General features: G+C 63.8%; 30 protein-coding genes and 1 tRNA gene. 16 read left to right on the top strand and 15 right to left on the bottom strand.

Going from position 1 to position 25,886, the window contains the following annotated elements; genetic code table 11:
* Nucleotides 1–33: 33 nt before the first annotated feature.
* Both ACFDR6_RS12495 and ACFDR6_RS12490 read right to left on the bottom strand, forming a co-directional pair.
* The gene (locus tag ACFDR6_RS12495) at nucleotides 34–336 is read right to left on the bottom strand and encodes a hypothetical protein (protein ID WP_212085042.1); all 303 of its coding nucleotides are present in this window, start codon (nucleotides 334–336) and stop codon (nucleotides 34–36) included.
* Between the two features lie 112 nt (nucleotides 337–448).
* On the bottom strand, nucleotides 449–937 hold the full coding sequence (locus ACFDR6_RS12490; protein WP_317239465.1) for a hypothetical protein: 489 nt from the start codon (nucleotides 935–937) through the stop codon (nucleotides 449–451).
* Between the two features lie 351 nt (nucleotides 938–1,288).
* Here ACFDR6_RS12490 and ACFDR6_RS12485 point away from each other — a divergent pair, with 351 nt between their 5' ends.
* The 3 genes from ACFDR6_RS12485 (at nucleotide 1,289) to ACFDR6_RS12475 (ending at nucleotide 2,854) form a co-directional block, all read left to right on the top strand.
* Nucleotides 1,289–1,585, top strand: a complete 297-nt coding sequence (locus ACFDR6_RS12485; protein ID WP_018323108.1) for an HU family DNA-binding protein — start codon at nucleotides 1,289–1,291, stop codon at nucleotides 1,583–1,585.
* Between the two features lie 328 nt (nucleotides 1,586–1,913).
* Nucleotides 1,914–2,051 carry a hypothetical protein gene (locus tag ACFDR6_RS12480; protein ID WP_212085046.1) on the top strand — a complete coding sequence of 46 codons (138 nt, stop codon included), beginning with the start codon at nucleotides 1,914–1,916 and terminating at the stop codon, nucleotides 2,049–2,051.
* A gap of 605 nt (nucleotides 2,052–2,656) precedes the next feature.
* Entirely contained in the window at nucleotides 2,657–2,854 is a 198-nt protein-coding gene (locus ACFDR6_RS12475) for a hypothetical protein (RefSeq protein WP_317239466.1), read from the top strand.
* Nucleotides 2,855–2,866: 12 nt separating this feature from the next.
* On the opposite strand, the gene ACFDR6_RS12470 is transcribed toward ACFDR6_RS12475, so the two are convergent.
* A complete protein-coding gene (locus ACFDR6_RS12470; protein WP_317239467.1) occupies nucleotides 2,867–2,992 on the bottom strand; it encodes a hypothetical protein in 126 nt (41 codons plus the stop codon).
* 77 nt (nucleotides 2,993–3,069) lie between these two features.
* Complete coding sequence (locus ACFDR6_RS12465; RefSeq protein WP_249153257.1) at nucleotides 3,070–3,318, bottom strand: hypothetical protein; 249 nt, start codon at nucleotides 3,316–3,318, stop codon at nucleotides 3,070–3,072.
* A gap of 264 nt (nucleotides 3,319–3,582) precedes the next feature.
* On the opposite strand from ACFDR6_RS12465, the gene ACFDR6_RS12460 reads away from it, so the two are divergent.
* On the top strand, nucleotides 3,583–3,876 hold the full coding sequence (locus ACFDR6_RS12460) for a hypothetical protein (RefSeq protein WP_317239468.1): 294 nt from the start codon (nucleotides 3,583–3,585) through the stop codon (nucleotides 3,874–3,876).
* A 67-nt stretch (nucleotides 3,877–3,943) separates the two neighbouring features.
* On the opposite strand, the gene ACFDR6_RS12455 is transcribed toward ACFDR6_RS12460, so the two are convergent.
* Nucleotides 3,944–4,108: a hypothetical protein gene (locus ACFDR6_RS12455; protein WP_162832225.1), complete on the bottom strand. Its 165-nt coding sequence runs from the start codon at nucleotides 4,106–4,108 to the stop codon at nucleotides 3,944–3,946.
* A gap of 241 nt (nucleotides 4,109–4,349) precedes the next feature.
* Here ACFDR6_RS12455 and ACFDR6_RS12450 point away from each other — a divergent pair, with 241 nt between their 5' ends.
* The 5 genes from ACFDR6_RS12450 (at nucleotide 4,350) to ACFDR6_RS12430 (ending at nucleotide 7,691) form a co-directional block, all read left to right on the top strand.
* Nucleotides 4,350–5,111, top strand: coding sequence for an SIR2 family NAD-dependent protein deacylase (locus tag ACFDR6_RS12450; RefSeq protein WP_212085055.1), 762 nt, complete (start codon nucleotides 4,350–4,352; stop codon nucleotides 5,109–5,111).
* A 198-nt stretch (nucleotides 5,112–5,309) separates the two neighbouring features.
* A complete protein-coding gene (locus tag ACFDR6_RS12445) occupies nucleotides 5,310–5,972 on the top strand; it encodes a cold-shock protein (RefSeq protein WP_212085057.1) in 663 nt (220 codons plus the stop codon).
* A 133-nt stretch (nucleotides 5,973–6,105) separates the two neighbouring features.
* Nucleotides 6,106–6,591 (top strand): DUF192 domain-containing protein, encoded by a 486-nt coding sequence (locus tag ACFDR6_RS12440; protein WP_212085059.1) that lies wholly within the window; start codon nucleotides 6,106–6,108, stop codon nucleotides 6,589–6,591.
* A 96-nt stretch (nucleotides 6,592–6,687) separates the two neighbouring features.
* Nucleotides 6,688–6,764: transfer RNA gene (locus ACFDR6_RS12435), tRNA-Pro, on the top strand.
* Nucleotides 6,765–7,496: 732 nt separating this feature from the next.
* The gene (locus ACFDR6_RS12430) at nucleotides 7,497–7,691 is read left to right on the top strand and encodes a hypothetical protein (RefSeq protein WP_212085066.1); all 195 of its coding nucleotides are present in this window, start codon (nucleotides 7,497–7,499) and stop codon (nucleotides 7,689–7,691) included.
* A 68-nt stretch (nucleotides 7,692–7,759) separates the two neighbouring features.
* Here ACFDR6_RS12430 and ACFDR6_RS12425 read toward each other — a convergent pair whose 3' ends face one another.
* Complete coding sequence (locus tag ACFDR6_RS12425; RefSeq protein WP_249153258.1) at nucleotides 7,760–8,068, bottom strand: translational machinery protein; 309 nt, start codon at nucleotides 8,066–8,068, stop codon at nucleotides 7,760–7,762.
* Between the two features lie 273 nt (nucleotides 8,069–8,341).
* Nucleotides 8,342–9,508, bottom strand: coding sequence for an OpgC domain-containing protein (locus tag ACFDR6_RS12420; RefSeq protein ID WP_212085069.1), 1,167 nt, complete (start codon nucleotides 9,506–9,508; stop codon nucleotides 8,342–8,344).
* A 253-nt stretch (nucleotides 9,509–9,761) separates the two neighbouring features.
* Here ACFDR6_RS12420 and ACFDR6_RS12415 point away from each other — a divergent pair, with 253 nt between their 5' ends.
* Both ACFDR6_RS12415 and ACFDR6_RS12410 read left to right on the top strand, forming a co-directional pair.
* Entirely contained in the window at nucleotides 9,762–10,067 is a 306-nt protein-coding gene (locus ACFDR6_RS12415; RefSeq protein ID WP_212085072.1) for an ETC complex I subunit, read from the top strand.
* 330 nt (nucleotides 10,068–10,397) lie between these two features.
* A complete protein-coding gene (locus ACFDR6_RS12410) occupies nucleotides 10,398–10,892 on the top strand; it encodes an Lrp/AsnC family transcriptional regulator (RefSeq protein ID WP_317239471.1) in 495 nt (164 codons plus the stop codon).
* 42 nt (nucleotides 10,893–10,934) lie between these two features.
* Here ACFDR6_RS12410 and ACFDR6_RS12405 read toward each other — a convergent pair whose 3' ends face one another.
* Nucleotides 10,935–11,957, bottom strand: a complete 1,023-nt coding sequence (locus ACFDR6_RS12405) for an AraC family transcriptional regulator (protein WP_375858457.1) — start codon at nucleotides 11,955–11,957, stop codon at nucleotides 10,935–10,937.
* A 112-nt stretch (nucleotides 11,958–12,069) separates the two neighbouring features.
* On the opposite strand from ACFDR6_RS12405, the gene ACFDR6_RS12400 reads away from it, so the two are divergent.
* From ACFDR6_RS12400 to ACFDR6_RS12385, 4 genes are read left to right on the top strand one after another with little or no spacing between them, the layout of a single operon-like run.
* Nucleotides 12,070–13,242 carry an isovaleryl-CoA dehydrogenase gene (locus ACFDR6_RS12400; protein ID WP_212085078.1) on the top strand — a complete coding sequence of 391 codons (1,173 nt, stop codon included), beginning with the start codon at nucleotides 12,070–12,072 and terminating at the stop codon, nucleotides 13,240–13,242.
* 24 nt (nucleotides 13,243–13,266) lie between these two features.
* On the top strand, nucleotides 13,267–14,871 hold the full coding sequence (locus ACFDR6_RS12395; protein WP_375858456.1) for a carboxyl transferase domain-containing protein: 1,605 nt from the start codon (nucleotides 13,267–13,269) through the stop codon (nucleotides 14,869–14,871).
* Between the two features lie 4 nt (nucleotides 14,872–14,875).
* Nucleotides 14,876–16,879 (top strand): acetyl/propionyl/methylcrotonyl-CoA carboxylase subunit alpha, encoded by a 2,004-nt coding sequence (locus tag ACFDR6_RS12390; RefSeq protein ID WP_375858455.1) that lies wholly within the window; start codon nucleotides 14,876–14,878, stop codon nucleotides 16,877–16,879.
* A gap of 1 nt (nucleotide 16,880) precedes the next feature.
* Nucleotides 16,881–17,792 (top strand): hydroxymethylglutaryl-CoA lyase, encoded by a 912-nt coding sequence (locus ACFDR6_RS12385; RefSeq protein WP_375858453.1) that lies wholly within the window; start codon nucleotides 16,881–16,883, stop codon nucleotides 17,790–17,792.
* Nucleotides 17,793–17,914: 122 nt separating this feature from the next.
* On the opposite strand, the gene ACFDR6_RS12380 is transcribed toward ACFDR6_RS12385, so the two are convergent.
* The 4 genes from ACFDR6_RS12380 to ACFDR6_RS12365 all read right to left on the bottom strand — a co-directional run bounded on the left by ACFDR6_RS12380 (nucleotide 17,915) and on the right by ACFDR6_RS12365 (nucleotide 21,795).
* Entirely contained in the window at nucleotides 17,915–18,841 is a 927-nt protein-coding gene (locus ACFDR6_RS12380; RefSeq protein ID WP_212085087.1) for a dihydrodipicolinate synthase family protein, read from the bottom strand.
* Between the two features lie 72 nt (nucleotides 18,842–18,913).
* On the bottom strand, nucleotides 18,914–19,897 hold the full coding sequence (locus ACFDR6_RS12375; RefSeq protein ID WP_212085089.1) for a TRAP transporter substrate-binding protein: 984 nt from the start codon (nucleotides 19,895–19,897) through the stop codon (nucleotides 18,914–18,916).
* Between the two features lie 24 nt (nucleotides 19,898–19,921).
* Nucleotides 19,922–21,187 (bottom strand): TRAP transporter large permease, encoded by a 1,266-nt coding sequence (locus tag ACFDR6_RS12370; protein ID WP_375858451.1) that lies wholly within the window; start codon nucleotides 21,185–21,187, stop codon nucleotides 19,922–19,924.
* Nucleotides 21,187–21,795: a TRAP transporter small permease gene (locus tag ACFDR6_RS12365; RefSeq protein WP_317243935.1), complete on the bottom strand. Its 609-nt coding sequence runs from the start codon at nucleotides 21,793–21,795 to the stop codon at nucleotides 21,187–21,189. Before ACFDR6_RS12365 ends, ACFDR6_RS12370 begins: the two co-directional genes overlap by 1 nt.
* Nucleotides 21,796–22,023: 228 nt before the next feature.
* Here ACFDR6_RS12365 and ACFDR6_RS12360 point away from each other — a divergent pair, with 228 nt between their 5' ends.
* Nucleotides 22,024–22,707: a GntR family transcriptional regulator gene (locus ACFDR6_RS12360; RefSeq protein ID WP_317239478.1), complete on the top strand. Its 684-nt coding sequence runs from the start codon at nucleotides 22,024–22,026 to the stop codon at nucleotides 22,705–22,707.
* Nucleotides 22,708–22,828: 121 nt separating this feature from the next.
* Here ACFDR6_RS12360 and ACFDR6_RS12355 read toward each other — a convergent pair whose 3' ends face one another.
* Genes ACFDR6_RS12355 through ACFDR6_RS12345 form a run of 3 tightly spaced genes read right to left on the bottom strand, consistent with a single transcriptional unit; the run spans nucleotide 22,829 to nucleotide 25,757 of the window.
* On the bottom strand, nucleotides 22,829–24,187 hold the full coding sequence (locus tag ACFDR6_RS12355; protein WP_317239479.1) for a TRAP transporter large permease: 1,359 nt from the start codon (nucleotides 24,185–24,187) through the stop codon (nucleotides 22,829–22,831).
* Nucleotides 24,184–24,738, bottom strand: coding sequence for a TRAP transporter small permease (locus ACFDR6_RS12350; protein ID WP_212085106.1), 555 nt, complete (start codon nucleotides 24,736–24,738; stop codon nucleotides 24,184–24,186). The genes ACFDR6_RS12355 and ACFDR6_RS12350 overlap by 4 nt, the downstream gene beginning before the upstream one ends.
* The gene (locus ACFDR6_RS12345) at nucleotides 24,735–25,757 is read right to left on the bottom strand and encodes a TRAP transporter substrate-binding protein (protein ID WP_212085114.1); all 1,023 of its coding nucleotides are present in this window, start codon (nucleotides 25,755–25,757) and stop codon (nucleotides 24,735–24,737) included. The genes ACFDR6_RS12350 and ACFDR6_RS12345 overlap by 4 nt, the downstream gene beginning before the upstream one ends.
* Between the last annotated feature and the right edge of the window lie 129 nt (nucleotides 25,758–25,886).

Below are 25,886 nucleotides of genomic sequence, written 5' to 3'. Positions count from 1 at the left end.
CCGCGGCGCACTTTCTCTTGGAGCGCGCTGAGGTTACGCCGCAATCCGTTGTTCGACCGGGGCCGTCAGCAGCTTGAGCGCCTGGGCGTGCTGGAGGTCGGGGACCGCGATGGCGGTGTGGCTGTAGATCGCGTGGCTGCGCGACTTTGCGATCGTGTCCAGGATCTGGCTGCCCTTGATGACGTGAAGGCCCATGCCCTCATCGGCGGGGAAGATCGCCAGCACCACGTCATAGGCCGCGATCACGGCTCTGAGCGCTTCGGCCTTGTCCTCGGCGACGTCGACAAAAACACGCACATCCGCCGCGAGTTCACGCAGTTCGTTAAAATCCAGCACTGTCAGGATACTCCAACGCAACGATACTGAGCCGAGCTTGGCGGCGTTGGGTTACTGAAGTGTCAACAATGCAAGCCGAGCCACAAGTTTCACGCCGAGGTGACGTCACGCGCTAGCGCTTTGGGGCCTCGTTGCGCCGGGCCTCTGCGGCCTCGTCCACGAGAGTCAAGGCAAGGCCGTCATAGCTCAGCTTGAGCCCGCGGCCGACGATCCATGTCCATCCCTCACGGTCCTTGATGGCTTGCGCGTTGAACTGGTCGGAGATCGATTTGACGGCAGCTTCCTGCGACCCCGGATTGTTCACCGTCGCATTGACGCGCCGGATCGGGTGCCTGGCGTCGGCCTCGTCGCTGTCGACCGTGACCTTGGCGCCGTTGATGTCGCATTCGAGGGTGTGGGAGCCGCGGCTCTGGCGGCAGAGATAGTGGCGTTGACTGACGAGCTTGCTGGTCTCCTCGAACGTCATCCCGGGCGAGAAGCCGAAGATATCGGACTTTTTCACGAGGGCGAGGGACGCAGGCTTCAGGAAGGCCGGCTGGATCGCGACGAGGGCTGCGACAACGACAACGATCAAACCTGCAACGACGATAGCGACCTTCATGAGCACCCCGCGAGAGAACTTCAGACCATTATATCAGCCGGGGCGTTTGGCCATGCCCCAAAAGCGAAAACCCCGCCTGGGGGAAGCGGGGCCTTCTGGTGGGGTGAAGCTTGGGGACTTCAATGATAAGACGCGCCAGCCGCCGAATGGTTCAAAAAGGCAGGCAGTATGCCCTGCGGTATCTTGCACAGGAAGCAGGGAACTCCGCAGAACCCCTGCTTGCGTTTTCGGCCTCGATGGGGTCTAAGCCCCGTCACTTCATGACCTCTGGCATGAAATCAGCAGCGCGCCTCCCGCGCTTCGAGCCGCGTCCACAGCAGAGTTGCTCGCGCGCACAAAAGGAATTCAGACATGGCGAAGATGACGAAGACTCAATTGATTGATGCAATTGCCGAGGGCACGCAGCTTTCGAAGAACGACGTGAAGTCTGTGATCGAGTACATGGCCACCGTCGGCTACAAGGAGCTCAACGAGTCCGGCGAGTTCGTCATTCCGGGCTTCGTGAAAATGTCCGTCGTGAACAAGCCGGCGACCGAAGCCCGCATGGGCGTAAATCCCTTCACCAAGGAGCCGATGCAGTTTGCGGCCAAGCCCGCGAGCAAGTCGGTCAAGGCCTCGCCGCTGAAGGTGGCCAAGGACGCCGTCTGAAAAGAAAAACCCCGCGCTTTCGCACGGGGCTCTTCTGGCTGACGGCGTTGGGATTTCAGCGCCTGGCCGCCAGCCGTAGGCCTAACTTAAAGTTGAAAATACAAAAGGCAACAGCGCCGCGATGACGGAATATATTCGTCTACCGCGGCGCTGCCATAAGACTGGGCGCTGAAATCCCCAGCTCCCATGGGTCCGCGCGGCGCCGAAAAGGTTCAATGCGCCATGCCCAAATGCTGCATGCCTGGGGGAAATCGCCAGTAAGGGGCTGGACTTTTTGTTCCTATTTTGTTCTAGTGGGCCGCCTTAGGTTAGACCTTGGAGGTGACTCATGACCGTCGAAAAGCAGCGCGAAGTGATCAGACTCTGGAACGAGCTGAGGAAGCTCGAGGGTCCGGCTGCAGAAGAGCTCCGCATTCAAATCCTGGAATGCTTCTCGCAGAAGACTAACGCGAAGCGGGCGGCTTGATCGGGCAGCTTTTGCAGCGGGGCGCGACCACGCCCAGCTCGCCTTGGCAGGTTTCGCGGGTCGCCCGCGAACGTTCGCCTGTGATGGCTCAGGAACGAACATGTGCCAGCAGCGTTCGGCCTGCATGACATGCCCGCGCTGCGCCCAGCCCATGATTGCGATCTCCGCCAAGAGCTTTCGATGCGAACCTTGCCGCGAGATCGTCATCGTTTTCGCGGTCGTCTCGAGATTCCTCTCACCGGAGATCGCGCCGACGACCGCTGACGACGTTGCGCCGCGCGCCTTCATCGATCGTTAGGAATCGCTCCGCGCCGTTTTCTCCGACTCCGATTCGTTCTTCGAGAACGAAATGGAGTCGGATGCAGAACATGTTGCGCCTGCCGGCGCGATGCGGCGCTTCATCTCCTGACGTGACCGGGTCGTCACGGGCCTGGCCCGCCGCGATCGGACGCGCGTTCGGCAAACTCCTAACGAACGTTTGCGCGGAAGCAGATAACCCTATTCGGTTAGGTTAAAACCCCAATCGCGTTGCGCTTGCCGCTGCTTGGGATAGGTGTCTGGCAAAGACGAACAAGATACGACTTTGCCAAGAAGCCATTTTTGTCATGACACCTTTTTCAGAGCCGTCCTTTTACCAAGGCGACCGGCACACCTACCGGCGTGTCGCCATCGTCGGCACGCTGTTCTGCCTCGCTTTCGTGGTGGTCAGCTTCTCGCTGCGGCCGCAGGTCGAGGACACGCGCGTTGCGGTCAAGGCCGACCGGCTGGTGCGCACGGCGGGCCAGCCGGCGCAAGCCAACTAGACGGCGCGCCGATCAGCGCTTGTCGCCGCAAATGCGATCGTCGGTCGGCACCTGCGAGAAAGTGGTGCCGCGCGAGGCAAGCGCCACGAAGCCGGCATAGCCGGACAGGTTGAGCAAGACTTCGAGCCACGCGGGCATATCGGCCTCTTCCGGTCTGCCTGAGGAACAACTCAACGTCCGCGCGCAATCCTGGTTCCCTGCTCCCGCGAAGGAACCTAGATCGGGGAGGAGGGATCGAGCCGGCGTCCGAGGGTCGCAACGGATTTGCTCGAGGGCTGCTCTTTGAGGAACTCGGCGATCGCCCGTGCCAGCTCGCGGTCGCTCATCGGCGTCGCCGGCGGGCGCAGTGCGCCCACCCCGAAGCTGCGAACGATCTCGTCGTAATGCTGATCGTCGGATCTGGGAACCAGCTTGCGTATACGGGCCAGCAATGCAGATAAGGGCAAACTTTCCTCCTCGGTCATTCGCCCCGCTGGCAGCAATCGTCGTGTGCTGCCATCTGCTCCCGTGAAACTTAAAACCCCGCCAGCATCGCCGAGATGCTGACGGGGCTTCGTGCTGTTGCCTCAACCCGGATGGCGGAGGCTCCCGCACTTGAAAAGGCAATGCGCTCCCGGCGATTTGGTTCCGGCTCTCAGCGCCCTTTTTTGCTGCGGCGGTTCCGCACTCCTGCGCGCAACCATCGCAGGCGCATCTCGTTATCTTTGCAAGACGCGAAGGAGGAGAGCATGAAGAAGACACTGGCAGTCCTGGCCACCGTCGCAGCCGTCGGCGTTGCCGCGGTCGCAGCCCCGGCGCCTGCCGAGGCGCGCGGGCGCGGTGGTATCGGCCCGGGCCTCGCATTCGGCCTCGCCGCCGGCGCGATCACCGCGGGCGCGGTCGCAGCATCGCACCCGTACGGCTATTACGGTCCCCGCTACGGCTATTATGACGGGCCGGGCTACTATTACGGGGCCGGCCCCGTCGCCTACTATGGCGGCGGACCCTACTACCGGCACCATCACCACTGGCGCCATTGGTAACGACTAACAAGCGAAAAGCCCGGAGCAATGCTCCGGGCTTTTTTCGTGCGCATTGATCAGACGTGAATTACGGCCACAGCGAGGGCCGTTCGACCTTTCGGGCATTCTCCAGCGTCGACACGAAATACTCTTCGCGCTCACGCTTGAATTTTTCCTGCGTGGCACGGAAGGCGGCAACACGGGCGGCGATCTCATCGCGCTCACGGGCTTTGCGTTCTTCGTCTTCGGTCATGACCATCCCCTCGGGTTTACTACTGAGCTCAAGCACTGCCGCCGCATCATCTTGAGTCGCATTCACACATCCATTGATGCTTCCGAATGGGGCGTCAATGGGGAGGAGGCATTGCAGGATTGTGATATGCGAAGGCCGGAAAAAATTGCCGAGTGCGTCGTGTTGGCGCTTGATAAGAGCGTCAGCAATCTTGCCGCTTGCGCATGGTTGCTGCAGGACAAACCGGATCGGGAGGCTGCGATTGATCGCATCGGATCTTCAAAGTGGCGTTGAGCGCCTCGGCGGGATGATCGCGGAGGCCAGGACCATCGTGCCGTTCACCGGCGCCGGCATTTCGACGGAGTGCGGCATTCCCGACTTCCGCTCGCCGGGCGGAATTTGGACGCGCAACCGCCCGATCCCGTTCGACGAATTCGTCGCGAGCCAGTCAGCGCGGGACGAATCCTGGCGCCGGCGATTTGCGATGGAGGAGGTGTTCGCGGCGGCGAAGCCCGGCCGCGGCCATCGCGCGCTGGCATCGCTCTACCGCGCCGGCAAGGTTCCCGCCGTCATCACCCAGAACATCGACAATCTGCATCAGGCCTCGGGCTTCGCCGGCGAGCACGTGATCGAGCTTCACGGCAACACCACCTATGCGCGCTGCATCGGATGCGGACAGGCCTATCCGCTCGACTGGGTGAAGCATCGCTTCGACGACGATGGCGCCGCGCCCAACTGCACGGCCTGCGCGGAGCCGGTGAAGACCGCCACGATCTCCTTCGGCCAGATGATGCCGGATGAAGAAATGCAGCGCGCGAGCGTGCTGTCGCGCGCCTGCGACCTCTTCATCGCGATCGGTTCCTCGCTCGTGGTGTGGCCGGCGGCGGGCTTTCCGATGATGGCGAAGAACGCCGGTGCGCGTCTGGTGATCATCAATCGCGAGCCGACCGAACAGGACGATATCGCCGACCTCGTCATCCACCACGACATCGGCGACACACTCGGGCCCTTTGTCGGAAATTGAGGCAGGAGTTTGATTCGCGGCTGTGCAAGCTGTTCATAGGTTCCGGCGAATCTCTTTTTTGTCTATGCCTCGCAACCGGGAGTGTTATCTTTTGAGTCGAAAGATTCGCGTCGCGTCGAATTGAGAACATTCTCTTAAGACGCGTGATTCGGGCGCCGCCGATATGGCGGGTTGCATGGCAGTGTGGGGTCCGGGGTTATGGGGTCGTCGGACGGATTTGAGTCCAAGAAGCTCGGGGTTCCCGGGCAAGTGGTATCGTCGGGGCGGATCGCGCCCGGCGAACACGGCAGCGCCGGTCGCGACAGCGCGCTCAGTCCCTTCAGCGGGTTGGGCGAGGCCAGCGCCAATCTCGTCGAAGTCCATGGCGTCATCAAGTGGTTCGACGCTTCCAAAGGCTACGGCTTCATCGTTCCCGACAACGGCTGGCCGGACGTGCTCCTGCACGTTACCGTGCTTAGGCGCGACGGTTTCCAGACCGCCTATGAAGGCGCCCGCATCGTCGTCGAGTGCATCCAGCGCGCCAAGGGTTACCAGGCGTTTCGCGTGGTCTCGATGGACGAGTCGACGGCGATCCATCCGGCGCAGATGCTGCCGCCGCGCACCCATGTCACGGTCACCGCGACCAGCGGGCTGGAGCGGGCCCAGGTCAAATGGTTCAACCGGCTGCGCGGCTTCGGCTTCCTGACCTGCGGCGAGGGCACGCCCGATATCTTCGTGCACATGGAGACGCTGCGCCGCTTCGGCATGACCGAGCTCAGGCCCGGCCAGTATGTCCTGGTCCGCTTCGGGCCCGGCTCCAAGGGCATGATGGCGGCCGAGATCCATCCCGAGACCGGATCGCCGGGCTTGCAGTCGCACTAGGGGGCGCCACATCTTGCGGCGCAAGGTCCCGCAATCGTGAGCAATAGAGGCGCGCCGGCTGGCCGGCGCGCCTCTGGCTTTTCTGGCGATCGCCGCGTAAGGACTGATCCAGTCCCACGCCTCGAGTGCTCCCATGAATTCTGATCGCAAGGCCGTCTGGTCCGCTCTGAAGGGCTGGCTTGCCGCCATCCTCGTCATCGCCGGCTTTGCCGTCGCCAGCGCGCCCGCCGACGCCGCCAGCTTCCAGCCGCTGGAGATCGTCACCAAGAACGGCGTGCAGGTGTTCTCGGTGGAAATGGCGACGACCGCTGAGGAGAAGGAGACCGGCCTGATGTACCGCAAGGAATTGGCGGACGGCAAAGGTATGCTGTTCGACTTCAATCCCGAGCAGGAAATCTCGATGTGGATGAAGAACACCTATGTCTCGCTCGACATGATCTTCATCCGCGCCGACGGCCGCATCCTGCGCATCGCGGAAAACACCGAGCCGATGTCGACCAAGATCGTCTCGTCCCGGGGGCCCGCCCGGGCCGTGCTGGAGGTGGTGGCGGGAACGGCGCAGAAATACGGCATCCGTGTCGGCGACCGCGTCGGCCACCCGCTGTTCGGCAGCAAATAGGGCGGGCTGCGAAGGGTGTCGTCAGCCTTGCCGGCGCCAGTTTGTAAGCTTGCTGGCGCCTTTGGAAGCGTGTATCGACGGGGCTCGCCGGACATTCGGGGTATAGCGCAGCCTGGTAGCGCGGCAGTTTTGGGTACTGCAGGTCGTTGGTTCGAATCCAGCTGCCCCGACCAGTCCCGACGTCATCTCAGGACGATTGTCCTCGCGAATTGACACGCGGTTCTTGACCTCGTTTCTCGACTTCCGCGCGATGTTTCAACGAATTGGGTCGGCCGGCCGGGATAGAATCGGCGGCGTCCGATCGAACCTTTGGCCGTCGCCATAGACAAATGTGTGTTGGGGATTTCAGCGCCCAATGTCTAACGGACGCCGCCAAGCGATAATATTCCGCTTGCGCGGCGTTGCGCTTTTTCGGCCGTCATTTGTCAGATGCGACCGAGCAACCTGAAGCGTGCCAGTCCGGCGGAAACGGCACGAACGGCCAGACCATCTGGTTATCGTTGGCGGCCTGCGGCGGCTCTTGCGCCGGCGTCCTTGCGACCAGTGCCATTCGCAGCGCCAGGCGCAGGTGTGCGCATTGCAGATTCATTTTGGTCGTCCCGACGAATCGTCTCGAAATTCATTAGGAAATCTGACGTTAGCTCAATCGAATTGCGACGCGCCCAAGTTGGCGCAGCCATCTCAAATCACGAACATTCTAAGAAACTCGACGCTCTCTTTCAACCGGTTCAGGTCCGAAGCCCACGAGGAGTAAGGTTGACCGGTTAGGTTAAGGATGAGCGGGTGTTGCGGCCGCTTTGGCGATCGTTATGAGATCGGACTCGACCCGCGATGGGCTGCCTGCAATTCGTGCTCACACGAGGTCACAGTTCGTCGCAGCGCGCGTATCCTGTGAGTCTTGCGCCATGTCTTTCGATCGCAACTTCAAAGCCGCCGGTCCGCAATCGAGCTGGAGCGAGATCTGGCACCTCTGGACGGTGATCGTGCCCCGCCGCTCGATCAACGGACAACTCGTGATCGGCAAGGTCTGGCGCCGTCATGATGGTCGCGATTGGATCTACAGGAAATTCACCGAGTTCGACGGCGAAGAAGCGGCCTGAAGCACGATGGGCCCGTAGTGAGCCATCATCGCGCCTTAGCCCGTTCGGGCCGAGGGCCGTTGCCCGGCCTATCCCGGCGCCTGCACGCGCGGCAGCGGTAGTTTGAAGTGACGCTTCGCATAGGCGACGATTTCGGCGTCCGAAGGGTGATCGGCCGGTTCCACCGCAGCAATCCGTTTGCCGATATCGGGAGCGTTCGCGCGAATGTGGCTGGCGAGCTCCGTCTTTGCGCTCGCCGGGCCGATGATGAGGATCTCACCGGCATCGGCGAGGGCTTTGCTCACGTCAGCGTAGAACGCCTTGTCGGGAGCTGCGTGGCCGCTGCCGACGACGTTGGCCTTGTGATGAAGATGACGCGTCGGCAGTTGCGGGTGCAACGTGATTTCGTCGGAGCCGCTCAGGCCGAGATGGAAGATCCTGGCCTGCGAATGGTCGATCCATATCACGGCATGAAAATGAGAGGGCATGTGCTTGGGCCTTGTCCGAGGGGAGGCCGCCGACGTCGATGCGGCGATGCGTGTCGCGACGACATTATGCCGGTCGGCGTCATCCCTGGTTGACCCAGGTCAATCGATCTCGGCCCAATCCGGCGGGGCGACCGAGCCGCAGCGTTCCGCGAACGGTGCGCTCCGAACGGCAGCGTTCCCGGCTCAGGCCGCCTTCGCCGCGGGCTTGGGAGGCGGCGGCTTCAGCGGCTTGTCCTGCTTCTTCGACCACGAGATGTAATAGGCTACCGTGGTCATGATCGCGATGCCGGCGACGCTGACGAAGATTTGCGCGAGCAGCGAGCCCGAGCTCATCGACAGCTCGAAATGGCCGACGAAGGACAGGAACACGCCGACGCAGAACACGGCGAGCGACTGCTGGCCGCAGACGATCAACGGATCGAACACCTTCCACTCCAGGCCCGGCCATTCCTTCGGCACGAAGCGGATCACGAGAATCACGATCACGACGAAGTGGATGAAGCGATAGGGTGCGAGGTTGGTCTTGTCGTTCGGATTGAAGGCCGAGAACAGCCACTCGGGGAACATACCGCCGAAGGTCGGGAAGCGGCCGGCCATGGTCATGACCAGCGCGAACAGGAGATAGCCAACGCAGAGGTAGAGCGTGATCGGCGCGTTGATCAGCGTCATCGAGCGGCGTGCGCCGCCCATCGCGCACCAGGCTCCGAACACGAACAGCACCTGCCAGCAATACGGGTTGAAGTACCACTGACCGGCCGGATAGGCGTTCAGATTCCAGCCGAAGTGACGCGCGGCCAGCCACAGCACGATCGACAGCATCATCGTGAGATCGGGCTTGCGCAGCATGAACCACAGCACCGGCGGAAACAGTCCCATCAGCACGATGTAGAGCGGCAGCACGTCGAGATTGAGCGGCTTGAAGCGCAGGAACAGCCCCTGGCGCAGCGTCTCGGTGGCGTTGTCGACGAGGCCGGCGACGTTGAACTCGTTGATCATCTCGGAATCGCCGAAGCGCAGCGCCAGATAGCTGATCGAAGCGATATAGATCACGAACAGGATGATGTGGGCGACGTAGAGCTGCCAGACCCGCTTGGTCAGCCGGGTGGCGCCGACGATGAAGCCACGGTCCAGCATCATCCGCGCATAGACGAAGGAGGCGGTGTAGCCGGAGATGAAGACGAACAGGTCGGCGGCGTCGGAAAAGCCGTAATTGCGCGTCGTGATCCAATTCACGACGTTGTCGGGAATGTGGTCGAGGAAGATCGCCCAATTCGCGACGCCGCGAAACAGGTCGAGCCTGAGGTCACGGCCCTTGTCAGGGAGCGTGGCATTGATGTTCAGGAAGGCCATGCACGGGAGCTCTCGGAGGGGCGGTTTACAATGACGTCAGCGAAGGAGTGCCGCCGGGCGGGGCCCCGGCGCGGAAGGCGGGTACGCAATTGTCACGGTGCAGCATAATGACTATACCGTTGGCGAGGGTGCCGGGGGCCGGAATCACCGATCAGTTCCCAATTGGTGTCTCTATACTATCCCTGAGGTTTCCACCAACTGCTACCGTGACGCATCGAAATCGAACGATAAAGACGAAGAGGCCGGACCGCAAATGACCGCACGGATTTTCAAGCCCGCCAAGAACGCGATGCAATCCGGACGCTCCAAGACCAGGGAATGGCAGCTCGACTACGAGCCGGAGCAGCCGCGTTCGGTCGAGCCCCTGATGGGCTGGACCTCGTCCGGCGACATGAAGCAGCAGATCACGCTGCGCTTTCACTCCAAGGAGGAGGCGATCGCTTATTGCGAGCGTAAGGGCATCGCCTACCAGGTGATCGAGCCGCAGGATTCGATCCGCCGGCCGGTCGCCTACGCCGATAATTTCTCATTCCGCCGCGGCGAGCCCTGGACGCATTGAGGGCGCGTGCGGCCAGGCCGCCCGTTGAGGTCATCGTGAACCGTCGTGCCCGGGATCGTCCCGGGTATACACTTTTTCGGTGACGCGAACTCGGCCTGCATGGGTCGCCCGGCGACGCAAAGCATCGTCCGGAGACGCCCGCTTTGGCCGGCTCCTCACCATGACGGTCTGCGCCCCGAAACGTGGCCTGATCCTGAGAGCCTGCCGCAGGCGGGCCCCAGGCAAACTTCCCGCCACACTCTTGCAGCCCCGAGGAAGCCCAAGGTGGTTGGCACCCATTCCGCCCCGTGCTTCGCTGCCCCGCATGACACGACCATAACGAGGTGGGGTATGGTGGGGCGGGATCAGCTCGACGGCGTCGATCTGAAGATCTTATCCGAGCTGCAGCAGGACGGACGGGTGCGCAACAACGAGCTGGCGCTGCGCGTCGGTGTGTCCGCGCCCAACTGCCTGCGGCGCCTCAAATCGCTGTTCAGTCGCGGTGTGATCCGCGCGGTGCGCGCGGTCATCGACGAACGGCTGCTTGGCTATGAGGTGGTGTCGTTCGTCTCGATCCAACTCGGCAGCCAAGCCCAGCCGGTGCTCGAGGCGTTCGAGAACTCGATCGCTGCGATCCCGCGCATCCAGCAGTGCTGGCGGATTTCAGGCGACACCGACTATCTCCTCAAATGCGTGGCGCCGAACGTCGAGAGCATGCGCCAGCAACTGCTGCATTTCGCAGCAATGCCCGATGTGAAGAACGTTCGCAGCTTCCCGGTGTTGGGGGTCGCCAAGGATGTGCCGCTGCCGTTGCAGGAGAGTCCGCGGGGCGCTTCGGCAGGATAGGCACAACGCTGTAGACGATGGCCCGGCGCGCCGTTGCGCGCCTCACCGGTACCGGCCGCGGAATTCGCGCGGGCTTGCTCCGGTCCAGCTGCGGAAGGCGCGCGAAAAGCTCTTCTCGTTGCGAAAGCCTGCGATCTCCGCGATACGTTTGATCGGGGCGCGGCCACGCATCAGCTCCTGCTTGGCGAGCTCGAACTTTGCTTCTTCCTTGAGATCGCGCAACGAGGTTGCTTCCTCGCGCAGGCGCCGATGCATGGTGCGGGTGGAGAGCGCAAGCTCGCTCGCGACGTCCTCGGCGCCGAGGCTGCGTCCCCGCGCATTGCGGAGCACGCGGCGGACGCGCTCGACCAGCAGGCGGTCGCGGCGATAGGGCAGCACGGTCAGCCTGAGCGCGCCCTTGAGCATGTTGTCGAGATCGGCGGCGCTGCGCGTGAGCGGCAGCGAGAGATAGTGCTTGTCGAAGACGATGCGGGCGTGGTCGGCGCCGAAGCGGATGTTCCGGCAAAAGATGGTCGGATAGACCGAGACATGACCGGGCTCTGGGTAAGGGAATTCCGCCGCGCGGAGCGCGATCGCGGAATCCACCGCCCAACAGGAGAAGCCGAGCACGTAGCGAAGCAGGGTGACGAGGCAGAATTCGCGTAAGGCCCCGAGATCGCGCAGCTCCCGGATGGACACCACGGCGGTCTCGTCGCCAACCTCGAGATCGAGCTGCACGTCCTCGGTGAGCAGGAGGTGATGGCGGCACCAGCGCTTGAGCGCGACCTCCAGCGTCGGCGCCGTGATCGAGGCGCGGCACAGCATGCCATAGGAGCCCCAAGGCAGCCGCCGCGAGAACCAGCCGAGCGCCTCGTCATCCAGCTCGCGCATGGCGTGGCCCGCCAGGGCCTCAAACTGGGCGGCGGTGACCCGCCCGTCCGGAGAATTGACAAGGTCTGGCGCTACCTGACCCCGGCTTAACGCCTCGGCCGGGTCGCGGCCGTAGCGCGCATAAGCCGCAACAACGCCGCGGACGAAGGCGGCGGGAGTCACGGCGCGGCGCGAGGTCGCGGCTTGAAAAGTCATCGGAACTCCCTCCGAAAAATCCTCGCCAAGTTTGGCGGAAAATGCAACCTTTTCGACCGCAAGAGGGCCGCGATACCGCTAGGTTCAGAGCCCAAAATACGGAGGAATCGCCTTGAACATCCCGAGCATCGACTTCGATCTTGGCGAAGACATCGGCATGCTGCGCGACACGCTTCGCGCCTTCGTGGAGGCGGAGATCACTCCGCGCGCGGCTGAGATCGAGAAGGCCAATCTGTTTCCCGCGGACCTCTGGAAGCGCTTCGGCGACCTCGGCCTGCTCGGCATGACCGCGCCGGAGCAGTATGGCGGCTCCAGCATGGGCTATCTCGCCCATATCGTCGCCATGGAGGAGATTTCGCGCGGCTCGGCCGCGGTCGGGCTGTCCTACGGCGCGCATTCCAACCTCTGCGTCAACCAGATCCGCCGCAACGGCAACGACGCGCAGCGCCAGCGCTATTTGCCGAAGCTGATCTCCGGCGAATATGTCGGCGCGCTCGCGATGTCCGAGCCGGGCGCCGGCTCGGACGTCGTCTCGATGAAGCTGCGCGCCGACAAGCGCGGCGACCGCTATGTGCTGAACGGCTCGAAGATGTGGATCACCAATGGCGGCGACGCCGACGTGCTGGTGGTCTACGCCAAGACCGATCCGGAGGCAGGCCCGCGCGGCATGACGGCGTTCCTCGTCGAGAAGGGATTTAAGGGCTTCACCCACGGCCAGCATCTCGACAAGCTCGGCATGCGCGGATCCAACACCTATCCCTTGTTCTTCGACGAGTGCGAGGTGCCGGAGGAGAACGTGATGGGCAAAGTGGGCGAGGGCGTCAAGGTGCTGATGTCCGGCCTCGACTATGAGCGCGCAGTGCTCTCGGGTGGCCCGCTCGGCATCATGGCGGCCTGCATGGACGCGGTCGTACCCTACATGCACGAGCGCAAGCAGTTCGGTCAGCCGATCGGCGACTTCCAGCTGATGCAGGGCAAGCTTGCCGACATGTACGCAACCTGGCAGGCGACGCGCGCCTATGTCTATGCGGTGGGCCGCGCCTGCGACCGTGCCGATCACGCGCGCAGCTTGCGCAAGGATGCGGCTGCTGCGATCCTCTATTCCGCGGAGAAGGCAACCTGGATGGCGGGCGAGGCGATCCAGGCGCTCGGCGGGGTTGGCTACACCAGCGAATTCCCCGTGGGGCGTCTCTGGCGTGACGCAAAACTCTACGAGATCGGTGCGGGCACCTCGGAGGTCCGCCGCATGCTGATCGGCCGCGAACTGATGGCCGAGACGGCCTAGAACCTTCACTTCATTGGAATCATCATGCCGCTCCATTCCAGCATCGATCCGTCATCATCAGACTTTGCGCGCAATTCCGAGGCTATGCGCAGCCTCGTCGCGGACCTGCGCGAGAAGCTCAGTCAGGTCGCCGGCGGGGGCGGCGAGGTCTCGCGCAACCGCCACACCGCGCGCGGCAAGATGCTGGCCCGCCAGCGCGTCGATCTGCTGGTCGATCCCGGAACCTCGTTCCTGGAGCTGTCGCCACTCGCGGCGTATGGCCTCTATGGCGGCGACGTGCATTCGGCGAGCGTCGTCACGGGGGTCGGGCGCATCGCGGGACGCGAATGCGTGATCGTGGCCAATGACGCCACCATCAAGGGCGGCACTTATTACCCGATGACCGTGAAGAAGCACCTACGGGCGCAGGACGTCGCGCGGCAGAACAATCTTCCTTGCGTGTACATGGTGGATTCCGGCGGTGCCTTCCTGCCGCTGCAGGACGAGATTTTCCCGGACGAGCGGCATTTCGGCCGCATCTTTTATAACCAGGCGCAGATGTCGTCGCAGGGCATTCCGCAGATCGCCATCGTGATGGGCTCCTGTACGGCAGGCGGCGCCTATGTGCCCGCGATGTCCGACGAGAGCATCATCGTGCGCAACCAGGGCACCATCTTCCTCGGTGGTCCTCCGCTGGTGAAGGCGGCGACCGGCGAGGTGGTCAGCGCCGAGGAACTCGGCGGCGCCGACGTGCATTCGCGGCAGTCCGGCGTGACCGACCATTACGCCCAGAACGATGCCCATGCGATCGGAATCGCGCGGCGCATCGTCGGCACGCTGAAGCCGCCGGCGCGGCCGAACCTCAACATGCATCCACCGCGCGAGCCGCTGTTTGGGGCGGAGGAGATCTATGGCGTGGTGCCGGTCGACGGCAGAAAGCCGTTCGACGTGCGCGACATCATCGCGCGCGTGGTTGATGGTTCCGAGTTCGACGAGTTCAAGAAACTCTACGGCACGACGCTGGTGTGCGGCTTCGCCCATATCTGGGGCTATCCAGTCGGCATCATCGCCAACAACGGCATTCTCTTCAGTGAGAGTTCGCTGAAAGGTGCGCATTTCATCGAGCTGTGCTGCCAGCGCGGCATTCCCCTGGTGTTCCTGCAGAACATCACCGGCTTCATGGTCGGCAAGAAGTACGAGGCCGGCGGCATCGCGCGCGACGGCGCCAAGCTGGTGACGGCGGTCGCGACCGCCTCGGTGCCGAAATTCACCGTCGTGATCGGCGGCTCCTATGGCGCCGGCAATTACGGCATGTGCGGCCGTGCCTATTCACCGCGCTTCCTCTGGATGTGGCCGAATGCGCGCATCTCGGTGATGGGCGGCGAGCAGGCCTCGATGGTGCTGAGCCAGGTCCGGCGTGACAATATCGAGGCCAAGGGCGACAGCTGGTCGAAGGACGAGGAAGATAATTTCCGCGAGCCCATCCGCGCGCAATATGAGAGCCAGGGGCACCCATATTACGCGACCGCGCGCCTCTGGGACGACGGCGTGATCGACCCGGCCGACACGCGGCTGGTGCTCGGCCTCGGCCTCTCGGCGGCGTCGAATGCGCCGATCGAAGCGACGAAATTCGGCCTGTTCAGGATGTGATGCGATGGACCGCTCAAAGCTCTACCGGCGTTTTCGCACGCTCCTGATCGCGAACCGCGGCGAGATCGCCTGCCGCGTCATCCGCACCGCCCGCGCGATGGGCCTGCGCACGGTCGCAGTCTATTCCGAGGCTGACCGCGACGCGATGCATGTCGCGCTCGCCGACGAGGCCGTGCTGCTCGGGCCAGCGCGCGCCCGCGACAGCTATCTCAATGTCGAGCGGCTGATCGAGGCCGCGCGCAAGACCGGCGCGGAGGCCGTGCATCCGGGCTACGGCTTCCTGTCGGAAAATGCCGAGTTCGCGGGGGCTTGCTTCGATGCGGGCCTCGTCTTTGTCGGCCCGACCTCCGGGATGATGAATGCGATGGGTTCGAAGTCCGGCTCCAAGGCGCTGATGGAGAAGGCCGGCGTGCCGCTGGTGCCCGGCTATCACGGCGAGGCGCAGGACGATGCAACGCTGGCGAAGGCGGCCGAGAAGGTCGGCTTCCCGATCCTGGTGAAGGCGTCCGCGGGCGGCGGCGGCCGCGGCATGCGGATCGTGCGCTCGGCGGGCGAACTCGGTCCCGCAATCGTCAGTGCCAAGCGGGAGGCAAAGGCCGCGTTCGGCGACGACCGCATGCTGATCGAGAAGTATGTCGACAATCCCCGGCATATCGAGGTGCAGGTGATCGGCGACAGCCACGGCAATCTCTTGTCCCTGTTCGAGCGCGAATGCACGTTGCAGCGGCGGCACCAGAAGGTGATCGAGGAGGCGCCGTCGCCGACGCTCAATCCTGCACAGCGCGAGACCGTCTGTGCGGCGGCGCGAAAGGCGGCGGGCGCGGTGAACTATGTCGGCGCCGGCACGATCGAGTTCGTGTCCGACGGCAAAGACGTGTTCTTCATCGAGATGAACACCCGTCTGCAGGTCGAGCATCCCGTGACCGAGCTGATATCAGGCATCGATCTGGTCGAATGGCAGTTGCGCGTCGCCTTCGGCGAGGCACTGCCGCTGAAGCAGGACGAGATCAGGCTCAACGGCCATGCCGTCGAGGCGCGCATCTACGCGGAAAACCCGACCAAGAACTTCATGCCGTCGGTCGGCCGGATTTCCACCTGGCGGCTGCCGGAGGAAACCGGGGGCCTCCGCATCGACGCCGGCTACCGCGAGGGCGACAGCGTCTCACCCTATTACGACGCCATGCTGGCAAAGATGATCGCCTGGGCGCCGACGCGGGATGTCGCGATCGAGCGGCTGAACCGCGGGCTGGAGGAGTCCGACGTCCGCGGCATCGTCACCAACATCCCGTTCCTGTCGGCGCTGATGACGCATCCGAAGGTGCGGACGAATGCGATCGACACCGGGTTCATCGAGCGCGAGCTGGCGGTGCTGACGTCCGCCTCGCCGGCGCCCGGGGAGCTCGAGCTCTGCGCCGCCGTGGCCGCCGTCGTCAACGACGAGCAGCAGGCCGCACGGGCCCAGGCGAATTCGCCCTGGCAGACGTTCGGCTGGCAGCCGGTCGGCCGGCGCCAGCGCAGCTTTGCCTTCCGCGTCGGCCACGGGCCCGAGCAGAAGATCATCCTGAACTACGGCAGCGGGCCGTCTACGCTGGTGATCGGCGAGCGCGAGCTGGCGTTTGCAATCGCGCCGAAGGACGGCGGTTTCGACATGACGCTGGATGGCGTCAAGTCCTCCGTCGCGGCCGTGATCAACGGCCACGAGCTCTACTTGCGCACGCGCAACGGCCGCTTCGACCTGCACTGGGTCGATCCGTTCGGCGGCGAGAGCGAGGAGCAGACCGGCGAGGACAAGATCGCAGCGCCGCTGCCGGGAACGGTGGTCGCCGTATTGGCCGAGGAGGGCGCAACGCTCGAGAAGGGCGCGCCGATCCTGACGCTCGAAGTGATGAAGATGGAACAGACGCTGCGCGCGCCCTATGCCGGCGTGCTGAAATCCATCAAGTGCAAGGTCGGCGACATCGTGCAGGAGGGTGTCGAACTCGCCGTGGTCGAGCCGGCGGGAGAGTGACATGAGCGACCAGGTTCGCATCATTGAAATGGGGCCGCGTGACGGGCTTCAGAACGAGAAAACGCCCGTCAGCGTCGAGGCCCGCATTGCCTTCATCGAGGCGCTGGTCGCGGCCGGCCTGAACACTGTCGAGGTCGGCGCCTTCGTCTCGCCCAAGGCGATCCCGCAAATGGCAAGCTCCGACGCCGTGCTGCGAGGCGTGAGCCACCTGTCCGGCGCCGAATTCCACGTGCTGGTGCCGAACGAGAAGGGTTATGACGCCGCGCGTGCTGCCGGCGCGCAAGTCGTCTCGGTGTTTGCCGCCGCTTCGGAGGGATTTTCGCGGGCCAACATCAACTGCACCGTCGCGGAGTCCATCGAGCGGTTCAAGCCGGTGCTCGCGCGCGCCAAGGCCGAGGGCGTCAAGGTGCGCGGCTATATTTCCTGCGTGCTGGGCTGCCCGTTCGACGGCGAGATCAAGCCGAAGGCGGTGGCCGACCTGGCGAGCACGCTGTTTGAACTGGGCTGCTACGAGATCTCGCTCGGCGACACCATCGGCGTCGGCACGCCAGCCAAGGCCAAGGAGATGCTGCGCGCGGTAGCCGCCAACGTTCCCTCAGCCAAGCTCGCGATGCATTTCCACGACACCTACGGCCAGGCGCTCGCCAACCTCTATGCGGGGATGGAGGAGGGCGTGCGCGTCGTCGACGCTGCCGCCGGCGGCCTCGGCGGCTGTCCCTATGCGCCGGGAGCAACGGGCAACGTCGCCACGGAGGATGTCGTCTACATGCTCGAAGGCATGGGCGTCAGGACGGGCATCGACATGGAGAAGCTGCTGGCGGCCACGAACGAGATGAGCGGCGTGCTGGGCAAGCCGCCAGTCAGCCGTGTGGCGTCTGCGCTGAATGCGAAGAAGAAGCGGGCTGCTTCGTAGGGTCGCTAGCGCCGCCTTCAGGTGCCGTAGGGTGGGCAAAGGCGCAAAGCGCCGTGCCCACCATCTTTCCATGATCGAGACAGGTGGTGGGCGCGCTTCGCTTTGCCCACCGAGACCTGCGCTTAGGCCGCCTTCAGCCCCACATCCGGCAGGCGCGGCCGGTTCTTGAGCGCCTTGGCCATCATCGCCTCGACCTCGGCCTTCTCCTGCGGCAGCAACGCGAGGCGCGGCGGGCGGGTCAGCGCGGTGCCGCGGCCCATGATGTGCTCGCACAGCTTGATGCACTGGACGAGGTCCGGCCGCGCATCGAGATGCAACAGCGGCATGAACCATTCGTAGAGCGGCATGGCCTCGGCAAAGCGCCCGGCCTTGGCCAGACGGAACAGCGTTTCGCCCTCGCGCGGAAAAGCGTTCGACATGCCCGAGACCCAGCCCACGGCACCCATCGCGACGCTCTCGACGATGACGTCGTCGAGCCCCGCGAACAGCACGAAGCGGTCGCCGACCATGTTGCGAGTGTCGATGAAACGGCGGGTATCGCCGGAGGAATCCTTGAAGCAGACGACGGTGTCGACGTCGGCGAGCGAGACCAGGATGTCCGGGGTGACATCGTTCTTGTAGATGGGCGGATTGTTGTAGAGCATCACCGGCAGGTCTGTTGCGCTGGCGACGGCACGGAAATGCGCAGCGGTCTCGTGCGGCTTCGACGAATAGACCAAAGCCGGCATCACCATCACGCCGTCAATGCCGACACGCGCGGCTTCCTTGGCCGTCTCGACCGCAAAGGCCGTGGTGAATTCGGCGATGCCGCACAGCACTGGCACGCGGCCGGCTGCGACCGACTTCGCGGTCTCCATGATCGCGATCTTCTCCTTGCGCTCCAGCGAGGTGTTCTCGCCGACCGAGCCGCAGACGATCAGGCCGGAGACGCCGTCGCGGATCAACCCGTCCATCACCTTGGCGGTTGCGTCGATATTGAGGGACAGGTCGTTGTTGAACTGGGTGGTGACAGCCGGGAAGACGCCTTCCCAGGAAATGCGTGGGCTCATTGTTTGCTCCGATTGGAATTGTGCCGGCGGATCGTTCAACCCGCCGGCATTGGACGTGAGGAATGGACGGGATCAGAGCGTCGCGCCGACCTTGCGCAGCTCGGCGAGGACGGGGGCCTTGGGCAGCCAGATCTTGTCGAACTCGGCAATGACGGCCTCGGTATCCTTGGCGTCGACCTGGCGGATCGGGATCGGCGCCTTCTTGAAGTTCTCGATAAGTGCCGGCTCATTGCCGGCAAGCTCGTCGATCTGCGCGTCCAATGTCGACTTCACTAGCTTGGTGATCAGCTCGCGGTCGGCGGGCGGCAGCGACTGCCAGACCCGGCCCGATACGACGGCTGCCATCGGCATGAAGACGGCGTTCATCTGCAGGATCACCTTCGACACCTTGTCGAAGCGCTGGTTCCAGGAAAATTCGAGATCGGCCTCGAGGCCATCGACCTGGCCGTTGGCCATCGCGTCGAACACCTGCGGCGTCGGGATCGGGGTGGGCGCTGCGCCCAGCGAGGAATAGAAATCGCGATAGACCGGCGTCGGGTTGATCCGGAGCTTCATGCCCTTGATGTCGGCCAGCGTATTCAGATCCTTTGAAGAGAACACCGCGCGCATGCCGGTGATACCCCAGCCGAGCCCGATTGTGCCGGTCTCCTGCGGCAGTACTTCGAACAGCTTCACCGCCGCCGGATGCCGCACGAACTTCGCCACGGACGGCGTCGAGCGGACGATGTAGGGCGCGTTGATCGCGGCGATGTGCGGCACACGCGAGCCGAGCTCGGCGGCCTGGATGAAACCCATGTCGAGCGCGCCCGACTGCAATTGCTGCATCATCGCGGTTTCGTTGCCGAGCTGGCCCGAGTGAAACACGGTCAATGTCAGGCGACCATTGGAGGCCGCCTTGAGATCGTCGCCGAATTTGAGCGCGGCCTTGTTCCAGGAATGACCGTTCGGCGTGATCAGGCCGAGGCGGAATTCCTTGGCCTGGGCGAGCGCCAGCGACGGTGCGAACACCGATGCGGCGGCGCTGGCGGCGAGAAAGCGGCGGCGTGAGAGCGGCATGGTCGGGCTTCCTTCTAGATGGGTCTATTTGACAAGGATCAGAGAGAGCGACGGATAGAGTGAGAGCAGCACGAGGAGGACGCAGGAGATGACGAAGAACGGCAGCGTCACCATGAACATCTTGCCGGGCTTGGCGCCGGTGACGGCGGCCGCGACGAAGAAGCAGAGCCCGACCGGCGGCGACAGCAGACCGAGCACCAGATTGATCACCACCACCACGCCGAAATGCCTGGGATCGATGTGATAGACCTCAGTCGCGACCGGCAGCAGGATCGGCACGGTCATGATCAGGCCGGGAATGCCGTCGATCACGGTGCCGATGACCAGCAGGATCACGTTGCAGATCAGCATGAAGCTGACCGGATCCTTGGCGACCGTCTGGATCCAGGCGGCGGTCTCCTGCGGCACCTTGCCGAAGATCAGGACCCAGGAGAACACCGCCGCGGCCGCCACCAGAAACAGCACGATCGCCGAATAGATGGCGCTGCGCAGCATCATCTGCGGCAACTGGGAGAACTCGAATTCCCTGGTCCAGAACTTTCCGACCAGCGCGGCGGCGACGGCGCCGACGGCCGCGGATTCGGTCGCATTGGCGAGACCGCCGAGAATGGTACCGACGATGACGATCGGGATCAGCAGCGTCGGTGACGTCCGCAGGATCGTCATGACACGCTGGCGCGGTGTCTGATAATCCGCGCGGGGATAGTTGTAGACGTAGCCCATCAGCGCGATGACGAGGCAGAACATCACGGTGAGGATGACGCCGGGCACGATGCCGGCGATCAGCATGTCGCTGACCGAGACCTGCGCCAGCACGCTGTAGACCACAAACATCACCGAGGGCGGGATGATCGGGCCGAGCATGCCGCCATAGGCGGTCAGCCCGGCTGCGAAGGTCTTGTCATAACCCTTCTTCTCCATCTCCGGCACCATGATCTGGGCCATGATCGCGACCTGCGCGGTCGCCGATCCCAGGATGGAGGAGATGAACATGTTGGCGAGGATGTTGACGTAGGCGAGCCCGCCCTTGAGCGAGCCGACGAAGGCCATCGCCATGTCGACGATACGGCGCGTGATGCCGCCGGCGTTCATGATCTCGCCGATCAGGATGAAGAGCGGGATGGCGATCAGGCCGTAGCTGTCGACGCCGCCGAACAGCTGGAGCGGATAGGATTGGAACAGCACCGGGTTGCCGGAGGCCGCGATATAGACGAGGCCGGCGAGGCACAGGCAAAGCCCGATCGGCACGCCGACCAGCATGAATGCCATGAAGGCCGCGGACGTGACCATCAGTTGACCCCGTCCAGCTCGGAGAGCTGAAAGCCCGTCAGTGGCGTGCGCGGGACCAGCCCGAGATCTTCCAGGAGATTGGCGAGACCGTGAATGGTCATCGACACCGCGAAGATCGGCAGCGTCAGATAGAGCACCCAGGTCGGCCAGTTCAGCGTCTGAGTGCGTTCGGTGTAGAGAAAATTGAAGGTTTCGGCCGCGAGCCTGCGTCCGTCGAAGCCGGCGCGGGCCAGTCCGATTGGGTCCATCCACAGCACGCAGGTGACGATCAACGCGACGCCGAACACGACGACGAGGCCGGTCGAGATCACCTTGGCGAACTTCTGGCGCTGCGGCGAAAGACGCTCCGTCAGCATGGTCACTGCGAAATCGAGCCGCAGGCGCGTCATCGCGGACGCCCCGATGAAGGTCAACCAGACCACGCAATAGACTGCGGATTCGTCGATCCAATAAATCGGGAAACGCGAGTAGCGGGTGACGACGTTCACCAGGATCAGGCCGGTGAGCAGATACATCAGGCCTATCAGCGCCACGCGCTCGACGGCGAGCAGGGCGCTCGAGATCCGGACGATCGTACGTCGGACGCTAAGCGCGCGCGTGGCCGGCATCGTCTGCTCGATCATGAAAGGCCCCAACCCACGAAAGATTTGTCGTGCGATTGCCAAATGTATAATTTATACATTTTGGGAGTCAAACGGAGATTACGATCAATTCGGCGGCAGCGCGCGCTTTTGCTGGGCACCTCGTTTCTGGCGCCCGGCTTTTGCGGAGCATCTCGACATGCAAGACAGGGACCGCGTCGGCCGAACGAGTCGGGAAGGACAACAGAAGGTCAGATGAAGCAGCCTCTAAAGCATCGCACGCTGTCGGCCGCGATTGTCGATCAGCTTCGCCAGGCGATCCTCGACGGTACCTATCCGGCCGGATCGCAACTGCGCCAGGATGCGCTTGGTGAGGCCTACGGCGTCAGCCGGATTCCCGTTCGCGAAGCGCTGTTTCAGCTCGAGGCCGAAGGCCTGGTGCGCATCGTTCCGCAGAAGGGCGCCATCGTCTCGGAGCTGTCGCTGGACGAAATCAACGATGTCTTCGACCTGCGCCGTATTCTGGAGCCGCGATTGCTGGCGCAGTCGGCGCCGCGGTTCACGACAGCGGATTTCGAAGGGCTCGACGACATTCACAAGAGCTTCGAGAAGGCGATCAAGGCGCGCAATGTCAGTGAATGGGGGCAGCTCAACGCCGACTTTCACATGGCGCTCTACGTGCACGCCCCGCAGCCGCGCACCCGCGCAATCGTGCTGTCGCTGCTCCAGACCAGCGACCGCTACACGCGTCTGCAGCTCTCCAACACCAAAGCGATGGGGACAGCGGAAAAGGAGCACGCCCATCTGATCGCGCTCTGCCGCGCACAGAAGGTGGAGGAGGCTTCCCGCTTCCTGGAGCGGCACATCGAGGCGGTGCGCAAGGATCTGTTGCAGGTGGTGGCGAACGCGCCGACATCGCGGCGGAAGAACGCGCCATAATCACCGCACTCTCAGGTTGGGCAAAGCGGAGCGCGCCCACCACCTTTCGCTGACAACAAAGAGATCGTGGGCACGGCGCTGCGCGCCTTTGCCCACCCTACGGCAGCGGTGATGGGCCTCTCTACCTGCTCCCGTCAGGCCCCATCACCAGGTCCGGCAGCCCGGTCGAAATCGCCGGAAAGAAGCACAGCAGCAGCACCGCGAGCATCATCAGCAGCACGAAGGGCAGGGTGCCCCAGATCACCTCGCGCAAGGGAATGTCCGGCGCGACGTTGCGGATGACGAAGATGTTGAGGCCGACCGGCGGGTGGATCAGGCCCATCTCCATCACGATGGTCATCACCACGCCGAACCAGATGATGTCGAAATTGGCTGCGCGGAGCGGCGGCAGGATGATCGGCGCCGTCATCAGGATGATCGAAACCGGCGGCAGGAAGAAGCCGAGCACGACGACCATGACGAGGATCGCGAACAGCAGCTCCCAGCGCGGCAGGTGCATCGCGACGATGGATTCGGCGACCGATTGCGAGATGTGCAGATAGCTCATCACGTAGGAGTAGAGCAGCGACATGCCGATGATCATCATCAGCATGGTCGATTCCCGGATCGTCGATTTCATGATCGGGGCGAGGTCGCTCGGCCGCCACACGCTGTAGATCGCCGCGATCAGCGCCAGCGCCAGCAGCCCGCCGAGGCCGGCGGTTTCCGACGGCGTGGCGTAGCCGCCATAGAGGGCGATCATGACGCCCGTCAGCAGCAGCACGAAGGGGATCACGCGCGGCAGCACGCTGAAGCGTTCGGCCAACGTGTACTCGTCGCGGGCGAGGATCGCGGCCTCCGGTCCGCCTTTCTTGTAGATCGCTTCGGCCGCTGCATATTCCTGGCGGAAGCGGACCACGGCATAGGCGCCGAACAGAAAGACCAGCAGCAGGCCGGGACCGATGCCGGCAAGGAACAGCCGCCCCAGCGACTTCTCGGCGGCGACGGCGAAAAGGATCATGGTGATCGAGGGCGGCAGCAGAATGCCGAGCGTGCCACCCGCTGCGATGATTCCGGCGGCGAAGCCCCCGGAATAGCCGCGCTTGCGCATCTCGGGGATGCCGGCCGAGCCGATCGCCGAGCAGGTGGCGGGCGAAGACCCCGCCATCGCCGCGAACAGTGCGCAGGCGAACACGTTGGCAACGCCGAGACCGCCGGGCACGCGGTGTAGCCAGGCATGGAGCGCCAAATAGAGATCCTGGCCGGCGCGGGACTTGCCGATCGCGGCGCCCTTCAGGATGAACAGCGGGATCGACAGCAGCGTGATCGAGGCCATTTCCTCATAGACGTTCTGCGTCACCGTATCGAGCGACGCGGCAGGCATGTAGATGGCCATGAACACGACTGCGACCGCGCCTAGCGCAAATGCAATCGGCATGCCCGAAAACATCACGAGCAGCGTCACGATCGCATAGGCAACGCCGATACCGAACACGCTCATGGACGCTTGGCTCCGGTGAAGGGCAGCGCAAGCTGCACGAGGATCTGGATGCAGAGCAGGCTCATGCCGAATGCCATCAGCGAATAGGGAATGGCGAGCGGCGGCGACCACATCGAGTTGGAGACCTGGCCGTCGACATAGGCTTCATGGGCCAGTGTCCAGGATTTCCAGGCGAAGAAGGTGCAGAACAGGAACGTGGCGGCGTCGACCAGCCAGAGCCGGACGCTGTTCGCGAACGGCGAGAGCAGCCCGACAAACGCCTCGATGCCGATATGGCCGCGGTTCTGCTGCACATAGGCCGCCGTCATGAAGGTTGCGCCGACCAGCAGGAACACGGCGGCTTCGTCCTGCCAGTAATTGGCCGCCTTGTAGAGAGCGCGGCTGAGCACGCTGTAGCTCAGGATGGCACAGGCCGCGACCAGCGCGATCGCGGCGAACACGACGATGATGCTGTGGAGGACGGCGAGACCGCGATCGATCGCCGCCGCAAGGCCGGTCCTTGCGGCAGCGTTCGCCTGATCGTCACGATCCGGAAGCGGACCGTGGCTCATGCGGCAACGTCGATTGCGAGCTTGAGCAGGTTCGCCGAGGTCGCGGTCTTGCCGCTGTAGTCCTTCCACGCGGTGTCGCGAGCGATGTCGCGCCACTTGCCGACCGTCGCCGCATCCAGCGCCGAGACCTTGGCGCCGGCCTTCTCATAGACCTTGGCGACCTCGATATCGTCGTCCTGCGCGCCCTTGCGGCCGAAGGCTTCGAGCTCGGTACCCACCGTGAGCAGGATGTCCTGCTGGTTCTTCGGCAGCTTGTCGAAGATCGCCTTGGACATCATCAGCGGCTCGAGCATGAACCAGTAGGAAGCGCCGGCCCCTGACGTCAGCGATTTCGCGACTTCTTCAAGGCGGAACGAGATCAGGCTGGTCGAGGAGGTGATGCCGGCATCGCACGCACCGGTCTGCATCGCCGCGTAGATTTCGTTCGAGGGCACCGACAGCACCGAGGCGCCCGCCGTCTGCAGCACCATGTCCATCTCGCGCGAGCCGCCGCGCACCTTGAGGCCCTTGGCATCTTCCGGCGCGACGATCGGCTTGGAGCGGCTGGCAACGCCGCCGGCCTGCCAGACCCAGGTGAGCAGAATGATGCCCTTGTCGGCGAGGAAGTCGGTCAGCGCCTTGCCGACGGGCTCCTTCTTCCAGCGCAGGCCCTGGTCGTAAGTGGTGACGAGGCCCGGCATCAGTCCGATATTGGTTTCCGGCACTTCGCCGCCGGCATAGGGCATCGGATAGAGGCTGATGTCGAGCGCGCCCTTGCGCATCGCGGAGAACTGCGCGTTGGTCTTGATGAGCGAGGAGTTCGGGTAGATCTCGGCGGCGATGTCGCCATTGCTGCGCTTGCTGACTTCGGCGGCGAACATGCGGCAGAGCCGGTCGCGGAAATCGCCCTTGTCGATGGTGCCGCCCGGAAACTGGTGCGAGATCTTCAGTGTGGTCGCGGCCTGCGCCGTACCGGTGCCGAAGCGGAGAATGGCGGGTGCGGCGACTGCGGTCGCGAGCAAATGGCGGCGCGTGAGCATGGCATGATCCCCTTGGGCGGTTTTTGAACGGTTCTTGTTTGGCGAGATTGGTCCGGGTTTTCGAGACCGGCGCGTGGGCCCATCCTAGCCGGTCTCTCACCTGATGATCCCTCATCTGATAGTTCGAGA

Source organism: Bradyrhizobium tunisiense (genome assembly GCF_042263385.1).
In the GTDB taxonomy this organism is placed as follows: Bacteria; Pseudomonadota; Alphaproteobacteria; order Rhizobiales; family Xanthobacteraceae; genus Bradyrhizobium; species Bradyrhizobium tunisiense.
The sequence above is the reverse complement of the archived record's forward strand: the minus strand, read 5'-3'. Positions and strand labels throughout refer to the sequence as shown.

Excerpts from the sequence above, each read along its gene's own strand:
- ACFDR6_RS12410 (WP_317239471.1), top strand. The coding sequence starts at position 10,398 with ATGGTGGGGCGGGATCAGCTCGACGGCGTCGATCTGAAGATCTTATCC.
- ACFDR6_RS12460 (WP_317239468.1), top strand. The coding sequence starts at position 3,583 with ATGAAGAAGACACTGGCAGTCCTGGCCACCGTCGCAGCCGTCGGCGTT.
- ACFDR6_RS12350 (WP_212085106.1), bottom strand. The coding sequence starts at position 24,738 with ATGAGCCACGGTCCGCTTCCGGATCGTGACGATCAGGCGAACGCTGCC.
- ACFDR6_RS12415 (WP_212085072.1), top strand. The coding sequence starts at position 9,762 with ATGACCGCACGGATTTTCAAGCCCGCCAAGAACGCGATGCAATCCGGA.
- ACFDR6_RS12455 (WP_162832225.1), bottom strand. The coding sequence starts at position 4,108 with ATGACCGAAGACGAAGAACGCAAAGCCCGTGAGCGCGATGAGATCGCC.
- ACFDR6_RS12345 (WP_212085114.1), bottom strand. The coding sequence starts at position 25,757 with ATGCTCACGCGCCGCCATTTGCTCGCGACCGCAGTCGCCGCACCCGCC.
- ACFDR6_RS12390 (WP_375858455.1), top strand. The coding sequence starts at position 14,876 with ATGGACCGCTCAAAGCTCTACCGGCGTTTTCGCACGCTCCTGATCGCG.
- ACFDR6_RS12370 (WP_375858451.1), bottom strand. The coding sequence starts at position 21,187 with ATGGTCACGTCCGCGGCCTTCATGGCATTCATGCTGGTCGGCGTGCCG.
- ACFDR6_RS12365 (WP_317243935.1), bottom strand. The coding sequence starts at position 21,795 with ATGCCGGCCACGCGCGCGCTTAGCGTCCGACGTACGATCGTCCGGATC.
- ACFDR6_RS12420 (WP_212085069.1), bottom strand. The coding sequence starts at position 9,508 with ATGGCCTTCCTGAACATCAATGCCACGCTCCCTGACAAGGGCCGTGAC.
- ACFDR6_RS12375 (WP_212085089.1), bottom strand. The coding sequence starts at position 19,897 with ATGCCGCTCTCACGCCGCCGCTTTCTCGCCGCCAGCGCCGCCGCATCG.
- ACFDR6_RS12445 (WP_212085057.1), top strand. The coding sequence starts at position 5,310 with ATGGGGTCGTCGGACGGATTTGAGTCCAAGAAGCTCGGGGTTCCCGGG.
- ACFDR6_RS12480 (WP_212085046.1), top strand. The coding sequence starts at position 1,914 with ATGACCGTCGAAAAGCAGCGCGAAGTGATCAGACTCTGGAACGAGCTG.
- ACFDR6_RS12470 (WP_317239467.1), bottom strand. The coding sequence starts at position 2,992 with ATGCCCGCGTGGCTCGAAGTCTTGCTCAACCTGTCCGGCTATGCCGGC.
- ACFDR6_RS12405 (WP_375858457.1), bottom strand. The coding sequence starts at position 11,957 with ATGACTTTTCAAGCCGCGACCTCGCGCCGCGCCGTGACTCCCGCCGCC.
- ACFDR6_RS12430 (WP_212085066.1), top strand. The coding sequence starts at position 7,497 with ATGTCTTTCGATCGCAACTTCAAAGCCGCCGGTCCGCAATCGAGCTGG.
- ACFDR6_RS12380 (WP_212085087.1), bottom strand. The coding sequence starts at position 18,841 with ATGAGCCCACGCATTTCCTGGGAAGGCGTCTTCCCGGCTGTCACCACC.
- ACFDR6_RS12475 (WP_317239466.1), top strand. The coding sequence starts at position 2,657 with ATGACACCTTTTTCAGAGCCGTCCTTTTACCAAGGCGACCGGCACACC.
- ACFDR6_RS12465 (WP_249153257.1), bottom strand. The coding sequence starts at position 3,318 with ATGACCGAGGAGGAAAGTTTGCCCTTATCTGCATTGCTGGCCCGTATA.
- ACFDR6_RS12395 (WP_375858456.1), top strand. The coding sequence starts at position 13,267 with ATGCCGCTCCATTCCAGCATCGATCCGTCATCATCAGACTTTGCGCGC.
- ACFDR6_RS12385 (WP_375858453.1), top strand. The coding sequence starts at position 16,881 with ATGAGCGACCAGGTTCGCATCATTGAAATGGGGCCGCGTGACGGGCTT.
- ACFDR6_RS12360 (WP_317239478.1), top strand. The coding sequence starts at position 22,024 with ATGAAGCAGCCTCTAAAGCATCGCACGCTGTCGGCCGCGATTGTCGAT.
- ACFDR6_RS12440 (WP_212085059.1), top strand. The coding sequence starts at position 6,106 with ATGAATTCTGATCGCAAGGCCGTCTGGTCCGCTCTGAAGGGCTGGCTT.
- ACFDR6_RS12490 (WP_317239465.1), bottom strand. The coding sequence starts at position 937 with ATGAAGGTCGCTATCGTCGTTGCAGGTTTGATCGTTGTCGTTGTCGCA.
- ACFDR6_RS12355 (WP_317239479.1), bottom strand. The coding sequence starts at position 24,187 with ATGAGCGTGTTCGGTATCGGCGTTGCCTATGCGATCGTGACGCTGCTC.
- ACFDR6_RS12485 (WP_018323108.1), top strand. The coding sequence starts at position 1,289 with ATGGCGAAGATGACGAAGACTCAATTGATTGATGCAATTGCCGAGGGC.